The sequence below is a fragment of the Actinoplanes sp. NBRC 103695 genome (assembly GCF_030269485.1).
GTDB lineage: Bacteria > Actinomycetota > Actinomycetes > Mycobacteriales > Micromonosporaceae > Actinoplanes.
The window spans coordinates 255,524-269,791 of the sequence record NZ_BSTL01000007.1 but is presented as its reverse complement, the minus strand read 5'-3'; the positions used below and the strand labels follow the sequence as shown (position 1 = coordinate 269,791).

The 14,268-nt window shown below is 71.9% G+C and carries 15 protein-coding genes; 8 read left to right on the top strand and 7 right to left on the bottom strand.

Going from position 1 to position 14,268, the window contains the following annotated elements; translation table 11 throughout:
* Window position 1: 1 nt before the first annotated feature.
* Together QSK31_RS14540 and QSK31_RS14535 are read left to right on the top strand one after the other, a co-directional pair.
* Window positions 2-499 (top strand): methylated-DNA--[protein]-cysteine S-methyltransferase, encoded by a 498-nt coding sequence (locus tag QSK31_RS14540; RefSeq protein ID WP_285684274.1) that lies wholly within the window; start codon window positions 2-4, stop codon window positions 497-499.
* 266 nt (window positions 500-765) lie between these two features.
* Entirely contained in the window at window positions 766-1,275 is a 510-nt protein-coding gene (locus tag QSK31_RS14535) for a hypothetical protein (RefSeq protein WP_285684273.1), read from the top strand.
* A 64-nt stretch (window positions 1,276-1,339) separates the two neighbouring features.
* Here the strand turns inward: QSK31_RS14535 and QSK31_RS14530 are convergent, their stop codons facing one another.
* The gene (locus tag QSK31_RS14530; protein ID WP_285684272.1) at window positions 1,340-1,882 is read right to left on the bottom strand and encodes an RNA ligase 1 family protein; all 543 of its coding nucleotides are present in this window, start codon (window positions 1,880-1,882) and stop codon (window positions 1,340-1,342) included.
* A 131-nt stretch (window positions 1,883-2,013) separates the two neighbouring features.
* On the opposite strand from QSK31_RS14530, the gene valS reads away from it, so the two are divergent.
* Window positions 2,014-4,539 (top strand): valine--tRNA ligase, encoded by a 2,526-nt coding sequence (valS, locus tag QSK31_RS14525; RefSeq protein WP_285684271.1) that lies wholly within the window; start codon window positions 2,014-2,016, stop codon window positions 4,537-4,539.
* A 38-nt stretch (window positions 4,540-4,577) separates the two neighbouring features.
* Here the strand turns inward: valS and QSK31_RS14520 are convergent, their stop codons facing one another.
* Together QSK31_RS14520 and QSK31_RS14515 are read right to left on the bottom strand one after the other, a co-directional pair.
* Window positions 4,578-5,114, bottom strand: coding sequence for a hypothetical protein (locus QSK31_RS14520; protein ID WP_285684269.1), 537 nt, complete (start codon window positions 5,112-5,114; stop codon window positions 4,578-4,580).
* Between the two features lie 23 nt (window positions 5,115-5,137).
* Window positions 5,138-5,860, bottom strand: a complete 723-nt coding sequence (locus tag QSK31_RS14515; protein WP_285684267.1) for a hypothetical protein — start codon at window positions 5,858-5,860, stop codon at window positions 5,138-5,140.
* 55 nt (window positions 5,861-5,915) lie between these two features.
* On the opposite strand from QSK31_RS14515, the gene QSK31_RS14510 reads away from it, so the two are divergent.
* A complete protein-coding gene (locus QSK31_RS14510) occupies window positions 5,916-7,094 on the top strand; it encodes a DNA recombination protein RmuC (protein ID WP_285684265.1) in 1,179 nt (392 codons plus the stop codon).
* A 13-nt stretch (window positions 7,095-7,107) separates the two neighbouring features.
* Window positions 7,108-8,214 carry a nucleotide disphospho-sugar-binding domain-containing protein gene (locus tag QSK31_RS14505; protein WP_285684263.1) on the top strand — a complete coding sequence of 369 codons (1,107 nt, stop codon included), beginning with the start codon at window positions 7,108-7,110 and terminating at the stop codon, window positions 8,212-8,214.
* Window positions 8,215-8,295: 81 nt separating this feature from the next.
* On the opposite strand, the gene QSK31_RS14500 is transcribed toward QSK31_RS14505, so the two are convergent.
* Genes QSK31_RS14500 through QSK31_RS14490 form a run of 3 tightly spaced genes read right to left on the bottom strand, consistent with a single transcriptional unit; the run spans window position 8,296 to window position 10,568 of the window.
* Window positions 8,296-9,288 (bottom strand): 4-hydroxy-3-methylbut-2-enyl diphosphate reductase, encoded by a 993-nt coding sequence (locus QSK31_RS14500; protein ID WP_285684262.1) that lies wholly within the window; start codon window positions 9,286-9,288, stop codon window positions 8,296-8,298.
* A gap of 52 nt (window positions 9,289-9,340) precedes the next feature.
* Window positions 9,341-9,991, bottom strand: a complete 651-nt coding sequence (locus tag QSK31_RS14495) for a hypothetical protein (protein ID WP_285684260.1) — start codon at window positions 9,989-9,991, stop codon at window positions 9,341-9,343.
* Between the two features lie 46 nt (window positions 9,992-10,037).
* The gene (locus QSK31_RS14490; RefSeq protein WP_285684259.1) at window positions 10,038-10,568 is read right to left on the bottom strand and encodes a hypothetical protein; all 531 of its coding nucleotides are present in this window, start codon (window positions 10,566-10,568) and stop codon (window positions 10,038-10,040) included.
* A 75-nt stretch (window positions 10,569-10,643) separates the two neighbouring features.
* Here QSK31_RS14490 and xseA point away from each other — a divergent pair, with 75 nt between their 5' ends.
* Together xseA and QSK31_RS14480 are read left to right on the top strand one after the other, a co-directional pair.
* A complete protein-coding gene (gene xseA, locus QSK31_RS14485) occupies window positions 10,644-11,864 on the top strand; it encodes an exodeoxyribonuclease VII large subunit (protein WP_285684257.1) in 1,221 nt (406 codons plus the stop codon).
* A complete protein-coding gene (locus QSK31_RS14480) occupies window positions 11,861-12,073 on the top strand; it encodes an exodeoxyribonuclease VII small subunit (RefSeq protein WP_285684256.1) in 213 nt (70 codons plus the stop codon). The genes xseA and QSK31_RS14480 overlap by 4 nt, the downstream gene beginning before the upstream one ends.
* A 254-nt stretch (window positions 12,074-12,327) precedes the next feature.
* On the opposite strand, the gene glpX is transcribed toward QSK31_RS14480, so the two are convergent.
* On the bottom strand, window positions 12,328-13,374 hold the full coding sequence (gene glpX, locus QSK31_RS14475) for a class II fructose-bisphosphatase (RefSeq protein ID WP_285684254.1): 1,047 nt from the start codon (window positions 13,372-13,374) through the stop codon (window positions 12,328-12,330).
* A 100-nt stretch (window positions 13,375-13,474) separates the two neighbouring features.
* Between glpX and QSK31_RS14470 the strand changes: the two genes are divergently transcribed.
* On the top strand, window positions 13,475-14,092 hold the full coding sequence (locus tag QSK31_RS14470) for a DUF4245 domain-containing protein (RefSeq protein ID WP_285684252.1): 618 nt from the start codon (window positions 13,475-13,477) through the stop codon (window positions 14,090-14,092).
* Window positions 14,093-14,268: the final 176 nt, after the last annotated feature.

Here is a 14,268-nt window from a genome sequence, read left to right as displayed (position 1 = left end):
GATGTTGCGATACACGACCCTGCCCACTCCCGCCGGCGCGTTCACCCTGGTGGTCAACGCCGACGGCGCCGTGCTGGCGTCCGGTTTCACGTCCGAGGCGGCCAAGCTGATACCCCTGATCCATCGCGACCTGATGGACGAGCTGACACCGTCGCCCGATCTCGGCCCGGCGACCGACGCGGTCAAGTCCTATCTGGATGGTGATGTCGCGGCGATCGACGACGTTCCGGTTCTGCAGCGCAGCGGTGGCTCGTTCATCACCCACGCGTGGCGGGTGATGCGCGACATCAAGCCGGGCTCGCCGATCGACTACTCGGATTTCGCCGGACTGGCCGGGCGGCCACTGGCGATCCGTGGCGCGGCCCAGGCGTGTGCGTCCAACGCGGCGGCCCTGTTCGTCCCGTGCCACCGGGTGCAGCGCAAGGACGGCTCGCTGGGCGGCTACCGCTGGGGGCTGCCGGTCAAGCAGTGGCTCCTCAACCACGAGTTCACCGCGTGACGGGCCGGCGCGTGACGGGCCGGCGCGTGACCGCCGTGGCGTAACAGGCCGACGCGTGACCCGGCGACGCGTGACCGGCGGACGCGTGACCGCCGTGGCGTAACAGGCCGACGCGTGACCCGGCGACGCGTGACCGGCGGACGCGTGACCGCCGTGGCGTAACAGGCCGACGCGTGACCCGGCGACGCGTGACCGGCCGGCGCGTGACCGCCGTGGCGTGACCAGCCGGGCGGAACCCCTGGGGCGCCCCGCACGTCGGTAGCGGTATGCGGATTCGTGCGGGGGTTCTGATCGCCCTGATCGTTGCGGGGCTTGTCGTGATCGTTTCGCCGGCGGCGCCGGCCTGGGCCTGTTCCTGCGCCCTCAGCAAGGCGCAGGAGAGGGAGAAGGCCGATCTGATCGTCGTCGGCGAGGTCACCGAGGTGACCGACAAGGACGTCGCGCTGGCAGTGGAGTCGGTCGAGAAGGGGACGGCGGTGCCGGGCGAGACGGTCCGGCTCGGCGTGTGGAGCCGCAGCGAGGTCGCCTGCGGTTACGAGTTCCGGCTCGGGGTGCGGTACCGCGTCAACTCACACCTGGGCAAGACCGGGCTGTGCTCCGGCATCGACGACTCCCCGGCCGTCACCACACCGTCGACGACGGCCGCGGCGGCCGAGCCGCCGCCCGTCGCCCAGCGGCCGGACCAACGCTCGTGGTGGCTCGTCGCCGGGACGGGCGGGGTGGCGCTGGTGGCTCTCGTGGCCGTCGCGATGGTCCTGCGACGGCGACGAGGCTAGGAGCGAGTCGCGGTGTGTCTGGCGCCGCGGCGGCATGCGTCGGCGAGCGGCGCACCGGCCCGGGCTAGGGGGCGAAGTCGCGGTGCTTCAGCTTTGCCCGGCGGCCGTCGGGGTGGTGCCAGACGATGCCCTCGTACTGCGGGTGGGCCAGCAGCCAGTCGCGCAGGCCGGCGAAGTCCCGCGGCACGTCGAAGGTGTCGGCTTCGGCGTGCCGGACCAGGGTGTGGCCGGTGACCCGCTCGGGGTTGCCGTTGACCTTCTCGCCGATGAGCTCGTAGGTGCCGGGCGCGCCCGGGCCACCGCCGGCGACGGCCTCGGCGTGGTACCGGGCGTAGGCGGAGTTGGCCATCGGCTCCCAGCCGACCGTCTTGCCGGTGACCTCGTCGGTCATGACGGGCTGGTAGCCGGGCGGACGGGTGCGGCCGGGACGCACCTCGCGCCGCGCCCACCAGGCGCCGGCCTCGTCGAGCATCACGCAGGTCCCGTCGTACTTGCGGGTGGGCACGCCTTCACCGTCGACGACCCACTGGCAGACCGGGTTGACCTCGGGCAGCGTCCGCTTCCGGTCGTCGGGGTCGCGCAGGAAGACGGTGGGAATCTTGTTCACAGGGACATCGTCGCAGCTCAGGCAAGCGAGATAGGCGCGATGCCGGAAGCGTGGGCGACACGGAGACTATGGTCGCCGCCGCACGCATTTTCGGGTGCCCGGCGGACCGCCGCGGCCCTACTCTGAGGCGCATGACTGACCAAGGGCGTGGCCGCATGCCGGATCGCCCCTCCCTGGACGGCCTCGAGATCAAATGGGGCTCACGGTGGGAGGCGGAGCGAACCTACGAGTTCGACCGGCAGGCCGAGCGGGCGAGTGTATTCAGCATCGACACGCCGCCGCCCACCGTATCCGGCGAACTGCACATGGGTCACGTCTTCTCCTACACGCACACCGACCTCGTCGCGCGCTTCCAGCGGATGCGCGGCAAGACCGTCTTCTACCCGATGGGCTGGGACGACAACGGGCTGCCCACCGAGCGCCGGGTGCAGAACGTCTACGGGGTCCGGTGTGACCCCTCGCTGCCGTACGACCCGTCCTGGGAACCCGCGCCCAAGGGCAAGGAGACAGTCAGCATCTCGCGGCGGAACTTCGTCGAGTTGTGCGGGCGGCTGACCACCGAGGACGAGAAGGCGTTCGAGGACCTGTGGCGGCGGCTCGGGCTGTCCGTCGACTGGGCCATGACGTACACCACGATCGGCCGCAAGTCGCAGCTCGTCTCGCAGCGCGCTTTCCTGGACAACCTGCTGCGCGGCGAGGCGTACACGGCCGAGGCGCCGACCCTGTGGGACGTCGGCTTCCGGACCGCGGTCGCGCAGGCCGAGCTGGAGGACCGCGAGCGGCCCGGCGCGTACCACCGGCTGGTCTTCGAGGGCCCCTCGGGACCGATCGAAGTGGACACCACCCGGCCCGAGCTGCTGCCCGCCTGCGTCGCGCTGGTCCATCACCCGGAGGACGAGCGATTCGCCGGCCTGGGCTCGGTGCGCACGCCGGTCTTCGGGGTCGAGGTTCCGGTGTACGCCCACCCGGCCGCCGAGAAGGACAAAGGTACGGGCATCGCGATGGTCTGCACGTTCGGCGACCTGACCGACGTCATCTGGTGGCGTGACCTGGACCTGCCCGCGCGCGTGGTGATCGGGCGGGACGGCCGCTTCCTGCCGGAGGCGCCGGCCGGCGTTCCCGCGGGGCTCTACGCCGAGCTGGCCGGCAAGACCGTCAACGCCGCCCGGCGGGAGATGGTCCGGCTGCTCACCGAGGGCGGCGGCATGCTCGGCGAGCCGAAACCGATCACGCACCCGGTCAAGTTCTACGAGAACGGCGACACCCCGCTGGAGATCGTCACCAGCCGGCAGTGGTTCCTGAAGAACGGCGGCCGCGACCCCGAGCTGCGCGAGGCGCTGCTGGCGAAGGGCCGCGAGCTGCGCTGGGTGCCGGAACACATGCGGCACCGGTACGAGCACTGGGTGAACGGCCTGACCGGGGACTGGCTGGTCAGCCGGCAGCGGTTCTTCGGCGTCCCGATCCCGATCTGGTACCGGCTCGACGACGCCGGCGAGCCGATCCACGACGAGCCGCTCATCCCGGACCGATCGGCGCTACCGGTCGACCCGTCCTCGGAGTGCCCGCCGGGCTACGACGAGTCCCAGCGCGACCAGCCGGGCGGCTTCACCGCCGACCCGGACGTCATGGACACCTGGGCCACGTCGTCGCTCACCCCGCAGATCGTCGGCGGGTGGGGCACCGATCCGGAACTGTTCGACAAGGTGTTCCCGATGGACCTGCGGCCACAGGGTCAGGAGATCATCCGGACCTGGCTGTTCGCCTCGGTGGTCCGCAGCCATCTGCGCCGCGGGATCCTGCCCTGGCGTACGGCGATCCTCTCGGGGTGGATCCTCGACCCGGACCGCAAGAAGATGTCCAAGTCCAAGGGCAACGTGGTCACCCCGATGGGTCTGCTGGTGGACAACGGCGCCGACGCGGTCCGCTACTGGTCGGCGAACGGGCGGCCGGGCACCGACCTGGCCTTCGACCCGGCGCAGATCAAGGTCGGGCGGCGGCTGGCGACCAAGCTGCTGAACGCGTCGAGGTTCGCGCTCGGGCTGGGCGCGCAGGACGCGTTGCGGCTGCCGGTGACCGAGCCGCTGGACCGTGCGGTGCTGAACAGGCTCGCCACGGTCGTCGACACGGCCACCAAGGCGCTGGAGAACTACAACCACACCGACGCGCTGCAGGCGGCCGAGGCGTTCTTCTGGACGTTCTGCGACGACTACATCGAGCTGGTCAAGGACCGGGCGTACGGCGCCGGGCCGGCCGGTGAGTCGGCACGGGCCGCACTGGCCGCCGGGCTGTCCGTGCAGTTGCGGCTGTTCGCGCCGTTCCTGCCGTACGTGACGGAGGAGGTCTGGTCGTGGTGGCGGTACGGGTCGGTGCACCGGGCGACCTGGCCGACCACGTACGAGCTGACCCGCGTCGCGCCGGAGGGTGACGCCGGGCTGCTGGACCTGGCCGGTGAGGCGTTGCGGCAGGTCCGGCGGGCCAAGTCGGACCGGAAGCTGTCGATGAGGGCGGAGGTGCCGCTGGCCGAGGCTCTGGGCCCCGCGGCCGTGCTGGACCGGCTCCAGCTGATCGAGGCCGACCTGAGGTCGGCCGGGAAGATCACCAAGCTGGACTACCTGCCGGAACGGACGGCGGAGCTCGTGATCGCCTGCGCTTTCTAGCACGGTTCCTGGTGCATGCGGCGCTCGAGCTCGCGGCTCTAGCGCGGCTCCTGATGCATCCGGCGCTCGAGCTCGCGGCGTAGTTTGCGCGGGCCGGGCCACAGCTGGGTGAGGTCGGCGGTGAACGCTGTGCCGTTCATCGCCGGTCCGCCCGCGTTCGTCCCCTCGATCGCGTGGACACGGTCCAGGTCGACCGGGGTCACCTCGAGCAGCGTGCGGGCGCCGGACCGGCGTACCACCACGTGCTCGATGTCCGCCCAGGCCAGCCAGACCGGCTCGCTGCCCTGGGCGGCGAGCTCGAGGCCGGCACTGGAGACGCGGACCCAGGTGGACAGCGAGGAGCGGGCGGAGAAGGCGAAGGCGCCCGCCACCAGGCCGCCGATCACGACCGCCTGGACCAGGGTCAGCCACCACGGGTCGTCGGCACTGTCCAGCAGCGCGTCGACCAGGGGTGACACGGCCACGTAGGCCACCACGATCGCGGCCGCCATCACCAGGAAGGTGCGCATCGGGGACGAGTGGAACAGGACCGTGTCGTCCGCCGGGGCAGCGACCTCCTCCGGCTCAACCGACATGTCACCCATCGTGGCCGCCCGGCCTAGAAGTCGCCGCCGAAATCGCCGAAGTCCCCGCCACCGCCGCCGAAGTCCCCGCCGCCGGCGTCGCCACCGGGATCGCCGCCGCCCATGTCGCCCATGCCGCCGTCGGCGTAGCCCATGTCGCCGAAGCTGGGCGAGAAGAGCGCATCGAAGACCAGCATGCCGGCCAGAGCGCCGGCTCCCACGCCGAGCGCGGTCCGCCAGATCGGCTGTGAATACCAACCCGCGGGCACCGGCCGGCCCTGCACGCGCCCGCCCGGGTAGTAGTACGGCGTGTCCGAGCCCGGCTGCGGGCCCGCCTTGTAGTGGCCGCCCTGCACGTCCACCTCGCGCTGGACGGTGAGCTGCCCGACGCCCTGTGCGCTGCTCGGCGGCGGGACGTCCGGGCCCGGGTCGATGCCCATCGCCAGCCGGGCCGCGCGCACGTACGCCAGACCCTCCAGCGCGGTCTCGCGGGCCAGCTCGTACTGCCGGATCGACTGCGCCTGCTGGAGCTGCCCGCCCGCGGCGTTGTACCGCTCGCTCGCGTCGGCCAGTGCCTGCCGGGCGGCCGCGTCGTCGGCGTGCAGGTTGAGCACCTGGCCGCCGAGGCGCTCGTACCACCGCTGGGCCTCGGCCTTCGCGTCGTCGAGCCGGCGGGCCTGCCCGGCCACCCCCCGCCGCCAGGTGAAATACAGCCCGACAGCGATCAGGATGACGATGACCAGCAGAAACGCCTTCATGTCTTCCACGGTACCCGTGCGATTCTTGTCGTACACGTGTGGCAAAGTGCTATACGTGACATTCCCGACGCTGGCCGTGGTGGTGATCTGCCTCGCGGTGGGCGCCGCGCTCGGGTGGCTCGCCGCCCGGTTGCGCGCCGCCGCTGACATCGCGCGGCTGGAGGCGACCGTGCAGGCCGGGCGGGACGGCGAGGCACGTCTCGAGCAGTCGATGCGGGCGCTCACCTACGAGTCGACCGCGCAGTCGCAGGAGGCTGTCTCGCGGGCGGTCGCACCGTTGCACGACGCCCTGCGGCGCTACGAGCAGCGGGTCGCCGAGCTGGAACACGACCGGGTCGACGCCTACGCCGAGTTGCGCGAGCAGGTGCGCGCGATGGGCGCGGTCTCGGGTGAGCTGCGGACCGAGACCCGCCAGCTCGTCGCCGCCCTGCGCGCGCCGCAGGTCCGCGGCCGCTGGGGTGAGCATCAGCTGCGCCGCATCGTGGAGGCGGCCGGGCTGCTCGAGCACTGCGACTTCGCCGAGCAGGTCACGGCCACGACCGACGATCAGGGCGTACGCCCGGACCTGGTCGTCACCATGCACGGCGGCCGCACCCTGGTCGTGGACGCGAAGGCGCCCTTCGACGGGTACCTGTCGGCGATGGAGGCCCGCGACGAGCGCACCCGCGACCACCACCTCGACCAGCACGCCCGCCATCTCCGCTCGCACGTCGACCAGCTGGCCGGCAAGCGGTACTGGACGGCGTTCGAGTCCACTCCGGACTTCGTGGTGCTGTTCGTGCCCGCCGACACTTTCCTGGATGCGGCCCTGCAACGCGACGCGATGCTGATGGAGCACGCCTTCCGGCGCAACGTCGTGCTGGCCACCCCGGCGACGCTGGTGGCTCTGTTGCGCACCGTCGCCTTCAGCTGGCGGCAGGAGTCGCTGGCCCGCAACGCCGTGGCCGTGCACGGACTGGCCCGCGAGCTCTACGGCCGGCTGTCCACTCTGGGCGATCACGTCGGCAAGCTCGGCGCGGCGCTGGGCACCGCGGTGACGTCCTACAACAAGGCGGTCGGCTCGCTGGAGTCCCGCGTGCTGGTCAGCGCGCGCAAGCTGGCCGAGATGGGGGTTGCCGAGCGCGAGCTGGTGACGCCCGCGCAGGTCGAGCTGACGCCGCGGCAGCCTCAGGCGCCGGAGCTGGTCCCCGACTTCACCGGCACCGACCTCAGCGGCCGCACAGTCTCGCCGTGATACAACGCGGGGCATGCGCATCGTGTTCGTCGCGGCACCGCTCCAAGGCCACCTCCTGCCCCTGATCCCCCTGGCCGCGGCCTGCCACGAGGCTGGGCACGAGGTGATCCTGGCCAGCGGTAACTTCGTGGGTAAGCACAGCCCGCCTGAGGTGAGGGGTCTGCGCACGGCCGACATCGGCGCATCGTTCAGCCTCCCGCGCGCCGCCCTCCGCGCCGCCCTCCGCCATCCCGGCACCGCCCGGGCGGAGATGCGCGGCGTGGCCGGGCACGGCTTCGTCGGCGAACTCTTCGGGCGGGCCAACCTGGCCCTGGTCGACCCGCTGATGGCGCTGGCCGAGCGGGAGCGACCCGACCTGATCGTCTTCGAGCCGCTCAGCGAGGCCGGGGCGATCGTCGCCGGCCGCCTCGCGGTCCCGTCGGTCCTGCAGGAGAACACGTTGTGGTCGGCGGCCGAGCTTTTTCACGCGGTGACGACCAGCTCCTCGTTGAGAGACGTGGACATCCCCGCGCCGGAGCTGACGATCGGGGTGATCCCGCCGTCGCTGCGGCCGATGGACGCGGGCGCCGTGCCGATGCGGCCGGTCCCGTACTCCGGTGGCGGCACGGTCCCGGACTGGCTGCTGGCGCCCTCCGACCGTCCTCGGGTCCTGGTCAGCCGCAGCACCCTGAAGGGACCGAACGACGGCGACCCCGGCCCCGCGATCATCGCCGCGGCCGAGCAGGTCGACGCCGAGTTCGTGCTGGTGCGGCCCGCGACCACGCGCGGCCTGCCACCGAACGTCCGGGCCGTGGACCGAGTACCGCTCAACGAGCTCCTGCCGCACGCGGCGGCCTTCATCCACCACTCCGGCGCGGGCAGCGTGCTCGGCGGGCTCGCGGCGGGCGTGCCGCAGCTGGCGACGCCCGGGGCGGGCGACCGGAAGCACAACGCCGAGATGCTGGCACGGCGCGGGGCCGGCCTGGCCGTCGCCGCCAAGTCCATCACCCCCGCCGACCTGCGGCGACTGCTCACCGACTCGTCCCTGCGCGCGGCCGCCCAGGAGGTGGCGGCCGAGATCGCCGCCATGCCGGCGCCGGACTCGCTGGTGCCCGCACTGGAAAAGCTCGTCAGCTCCTGAGCGCGGCCCCGGCCGTCAGCTCCCGAGCGCGGCGTGTGCCCGCAGCCGTCAGCTATTGAGCGCGGCGTGCGCCCGCAGCCGTCAGCTGTTGAGCGCGGCCGTCATGTCGCGGCGTGCGGCCGCGGCCTTCATGTCGCGGCGCAGCTCCGGGGGCAGCGAGAAGGTCAGCCGCTCCTCGGCCGTCGTGAACTCGGTGACCTCGCCGAACCCGCGGTCGGCCAGGTGCGCCAGCACCTCCATCACCAGGTCCTCCGGCACACTCGCGCCGGAGGACACCCCGACCGTGGTCGCGCCCTCCAGCCACTCGTCCTGGATCTCCGACGCGTAGTCCACCAGGTGGCCGGCCCTCGCGCCCGCACCCAGGGCAACCTCGACGAGGCGCACGGAGTTCGACGAGTTGGTCGAGCCGACGACGATCACCACGTCGCACTCCGGCGCGATCTCCTTGACCACGTGCTGCCTGTTCGACGTCGCGTAGCAGATGTCGTCGCTCGGCGGCGACTGCAGCAGCGGCAGCCGGGTCTTCAGCCGGGCGACGGTCTCCAGCGTCTCGTCGACCGACAGCGTGGTCTGCGACAGCCAGACGACTTTGGACGGGTCACGCACGGTCACGGTGTCGGCGCCGTCCGGCCCGTCGACGAGCTGGATGTGCGCCGGCGCCTCACCCGACGTGCCGACGACCTCCTCATGGCCCTCGTGACCGATGAGCAGGATGTCGTAGTCGTCGGCCGCATACCGTTTCGCCTCCTGATGCACCTTCGTCACCAGGGGGCAGGTCGCGTCGATCGCCTTGAGGTTGCGCTGCCGGGCCTGCTCGTGCACCTCGGGCGCCACCCCGTGGGCGGAGAACACGACGGTCGACCCCTCGGGGACCTCCTCGTTCTCCTCCACGAAGATCGCCCCGCTCGCCTCGAGCGTGCTCACCACATGCTTGTTGTGCACGATCTGCTTGCGCACGTAGACCGGGGCGCCGTAGAGCTTGAGCGCCTCCTCGACCGTCTGCACGGCCCGGTCGACGCCGGCGCAGTAGCCCCGGGGCTTGGCCAGAAGCACACGCTTACGAGATTCGGTCACTCGACCATGGTAGCCAGACCTGGTCGTCCGCAGCCCGGTTGTCCACAGGCCTTCACACGGTCTCCCCAGGTACGTTCGCCCGTTCGCCGGTCTTCTCCTCGGCGGCCAGCGCTCGCTGCTCGGCGTGGACGGCGCCCAGCGGGCCCGGTTCAGGCTCGGCCGGCTCCTCGGACGGCTCCGCCCGCGGTGTCACGGCTCGGCGGACCATGGCCACGATGACCAGGGCGATCAGCCCGGCGTACCCCCAGAAGAGCAGGTCGGCGAGCAGGTGCTGGCTGTCGATGTGCCAGCGGGCCGCCTCGCCCACGCCCTCGTTGCGAGCCACGAACGTGAACGGCCAGCCGTGCCGGACGTCGAAGGCGGTCCTGCAGCACACCGACGGCGTGACCGGGATCCCGCTGACCACCATGCCGGCCGTGGTGACCAGGGCGCCGGCGAGGTATCCGGGCAGTCCCGGGCCGCGGCCCAGCCAGCTGACCGCCAGCAGGGTGATCCCGCCCACGAAGAGCATCACGTGGAAGAGGAAGAACGGTGTGTCCGGCGGATCCCCGCGGTTCCGGTCCACCTCGACCAGCAGGTTGAGCACCCCGATCGCGACGCAGAACCAGCCGACGATCAGCCGCAGCGCGGTGCCGAACGAGGTCCAGAGTCCGGGTGCCTCGTCCTCGACGTCGTTCACCTGGGCTTTCCCCGTGCTGCTCACGGCCCGAGTATCGCGCCGAAGACCCCGCTCGCGGGGCGAAACGGACTTACCGCTCGGGCCTGCGGCGCACCAGCGTCACCACGGTCAAGATCAAGATGCCGAGGTACGCCCAGACGAAGACGCTCAGCAGCAGCGAGGCCACGTCCACGTCCCAGCCGAGGCTCTCGGTGACCCGGCGGGCGACGTCCGGCGAGTCGGCCGCCGCGCCGCGGGACAGCCACTTGAACGGGAAACCGCGCCCCTCGACGTACGCGAACATGCAGCACACCGCCGCGGACGACACCAGCAGGCCGGCCCCCGTCCCGGCCACGCCGGTGCCCAGCGCCACCAGCCAGGCGGGACGGCGCGGCAGGCGTACCCGATGGGGCATGAGCAGGACCAGACCGCCCAGCGCGACCACCGCACCGACCGCGATGTCCACCGCCGGGACCGGCGGGCTCAGGTTGAGAAGGATCCAGGTGAGGCCGCCGACCAGGCTGATCGCGCCCAGCACCCAGGCCCAGAACCGGCCGCCCCTGCCCGCGTCCGGCTCGATATCGCCGGATTGTTGCGCTTCGTCCGGTACCGCGTCAGCCATCGATGAAGTATGACCTACGCCGATCGAGCGCCCGGGCGCGCGGAACTGTCGGACCACTTCCGTACCCTGATGCCCGTGACCCAGGAGCCCAAGAGCACCCCCGACGAGCCGTGGCCCGTCCGCGTCGTCAGTCAGAAGGTGGGGGCGTGGGTGGCCAAGCTCGGCTGGGTGTGGGTCGACGGCCAGGTCGCCCAGATCAGCCGCCGGCCCGGGTCCACGGTGGTCTTCCTCACCCTGCGCGACCCGTCCGCCGACCTCAGCCTGACCGTCACCGCCCACCGCGACGTGCTCGACGCGGGCGCGCCCGAGCTCGCCGAGGGCGCCCGGGTCACGATGCACGCCAAGCCCGAGTTCTACCCGGCCCGCGGCACCCTGAGCCTGCGCGCCGACGAGATCCGCCAGGTCGGGCTCGGTGAGCTGCTGGCCCGGCTGGAAAAGCTGAAAAAGCTGCTCGGCGCCGAGGGGCTCTTCGCCCGGGAGCGCAAACGCCGGCTGCCGTTCCTGCCGCAGCGCATCGGGCTGATCACCGGCCGCGCGTCGGCCGCCGAGCGCGACGTGCTGATGAATACCCGGCGGCGCTGGCCCGCGGTCGACTTCCGGGTGATCAACGTGCCGGTGCAGGGCCCGACCGCGGTGCCGCAGATCATCGACGCGCTCAAGGTGCTGGACGGCGACGACACCGTCGAGGTGATCGTCATCGCCCGGGGCGGCGGCAGCGTGGAGGACCTGCTGCCCTTCTCCGACGAGGCGCTGTGCCGGGCGGTGTTCGGCGCGCGGACGCCCGTGGTCAGCGCGATCGGCCACGAGACGGACGCGCCACTCCTCGACTACGTGGCCGACGTGCGCGCGTCCACCCCGACCGACGCCGCCAAGCGCCTGGTGCCCGACCTCACCGAGGAACGCCAGCTCATCGACTCGGCCCGGCGCCGCCTCGACCGCGCCGTGCTCACCCTGCTCGACCGCGAGCAGCACCGGCTCGACGCGTGGCGCTCCCGCCCGTCGCTGGCCCGCCCCGAGACCCTGATCGACCAGCGCGCCACCGAGGTCACGGCGTTGCGCGACCGCGCCGTCCGCAGCCTGGAAAATCGCCTGCGCCGCGCCGACGACGACCTCCGCCACACCGTGGCCCGCCTGCGCGCGCTGTCCCCGAAATCGACGCTGCAGCGCGGTTACGCCATCGTGCAGCGTGCCGACGGCCATGTGGTCCGCGCGGCGGACGAGGTCAAGACCGACGACCAGCTTCGCGTACGCCTAGCCGAAGGCGACCTGCGAGTGACGGTGGGAGAGCCCGAGTGACCGACGACCAGAAACTGACCTACGAGCAGGCCCGCACCGAGCTCGCCGGGGTGGTGGAACGCCTCGAGACCGGCGGCAGCTCCCTCGAGGAGTCGCTGTCCCTCTGGGAACGCGGCGAGAAACTGGCCGACGTCTGCCAGACGTGGCTCGACGGGGCCCGCGCCCGCATCGAGGAGGCGCGCGCTGCCCGCACCTCGGCGTCGGACTAGCGCGACTCGCCAGGGACGCCCGCGGTGGCCGCACCCCCGCGTCTAGCGCGACCCGCCAGAGACGACCGCGCTGCCCGCACCTCCGCGTCGGACAGGCGCTTTTCGGCGTCAGCGCTCTCTGGCACGAGCCACCTGGGCCTTTCTGGCGCGACCCACCGGGACAGCGCGGAAGCGAGAAGCGGCCCGGACCGACGACGGCCCGGGCCACTGATGACGTGACCGTGCTGTGCACGTACCCCTGAACGGTTTTGAACTCAGGGAATTTCGGACTCGCCCTCGGCGCCGACCGTCGGCAGGTGGCCGTCGAAGTCGACCGCGGAGTAGAGCGCGAGCTTCTCCAGGCGGTGCCACGAGTCGATGACACGGATCGTGCCCGACTTCGAGCGCATCACGATCGACTGGGTGTGCGCGCCACCGGCCCGGTAGCGGACGCCCTTCAGCAGGTCGCCCGAGGTCACGCCGGTCGCCACGAAGAAGCAGTTGTCCCCGGTCACCAGGTCGTCCGTGGTCAGCACCCGGTCCAGGTCGTGGCCGCCGGCGATCGCCTTCTCCCGCTCCGAATCGTCCAGCGGCCACAGCTTCGCCTGGATCATGCCGCCGAGACACTTCAGCGCGCAGGCCGCGGTGATGCCCTCCGGGGTGCCGCCGATGCCCATCAGGACGTCGACGTCGGACTCCGACCGGGCCGCCGAGATCGCACCCGCGATGTCGCCGTCGGAGATGAACTTGATGTTCGCCCCCGCGTCGCGCACCTCCTTGACCAGGTCGGCGTGCCGCGGCCGGTCGAGGATGCAGACGGTCACGTCGGCGATGCTGGACCGCTTGGCCCGGGCGATCCGGCGCAGGTTCTCGGTCGCGCCCGCGTTGATGTCGACCACGTCGGCGCAGTCCGGGCCGACCGCGATCTTCTCCATGTAGAAGACGGCGCTCGGATCGAACATCGCACCCCGCTCGGCGACCGCGAGCACCGCCACCGCCCCCGGCATGCCCTTGGACATCAGCGTGGTGCCGTCCACCGGGTCCACCGCCACGTCCACCTCGGGCCCGGTGCCGTCGCCCACCTGCTCCCCGTTGAAGAGCATCGGGGCGTTGTCCTTCTCCCCCTCGCCGATCACCACGACGCCGCGCATCTGAATCGAGTTGATCAACTTGCGCATGGCGTCGACGGCCGCACCGTCGCCGCCTTCCTTGTCGCCGCGGCCGACCCAGCGTCCGGCGGCCATGGCCGCGGCCTCGGTCACCCGAACCAGATCGAGGGCGATGTTGCGGTCGAGGTCCTGGGGAACACGGGCGCCGGGCATACGAAGGGCCTCCTCGCGACTCTGCGATTGTGGATGTCCCGATCCTCACACGAGCCGAGCCGCAAAGTCCCGTGCACGCGACATGGTTAACAATGGTGCGGTGGGAGACGACGCAGCAGACAATGAGGCTCGACCCGGCCGAGACCGTCCGGAGTCGTCGTCGCCCGATGCCGCGCCGCCTGCCGCCGCCGCGCCGGTCAGGCTGCGCCGCAGCGAGGGCCGTTCCCCGCGCGACATGGTCATCTCCCTGCTCGTGCTGCTGATCCCGATCGCGCTGCTGCTGACCTTCTACCGCGTCGTGCTCAGCGGCGACGCCCCGATCACCGTCGACCCCGCGGCGACGATCCAGGAAGCCCAGGCGGCCGCCGCCTTCCCTATCGCCGTGCCCGGCGACCTCGGCGACGACTGGCACACCACCTCGGCGACCTGGCGCAAGACCGTGGACGGCTCGACCCTCCGCCTCGGCTACGTGGCCCCGGACGACGACTCGGCCCTGGTGATCGAGAGCAACGTCCCCCCGGAGCAACTCCTCCCCGCCGAACTGGGCAAGGAAGCCAAGCCCCGCGGCACCGTCCGAGCCGGCGAAGCCGCATGGCGCAGCTACCTGGCCCGGCCCGGCGAGTTGGCCCTGGTCCTGAACGACCAGCAACGCACCATCATCGTCGTGGGAACCGCCGCCCCCGAACACCTGCAAACCCTGGCCGCCGCGCTCGTCTGAATCGGCCGAGAACGCCGCACGCCGCACGCCGCACGCCGCACGCCGCACGCCGCACGCCGCACGCCGCACGCCGCGAATTTTTGACGCGGCGCGGCCCCCGCCGCCACCCCCACCCCGGCACTGGGTGGGCGTCAATCTAGCTCGCTCCACGGCCGCTTTCGCGGTTGTCCACAGGA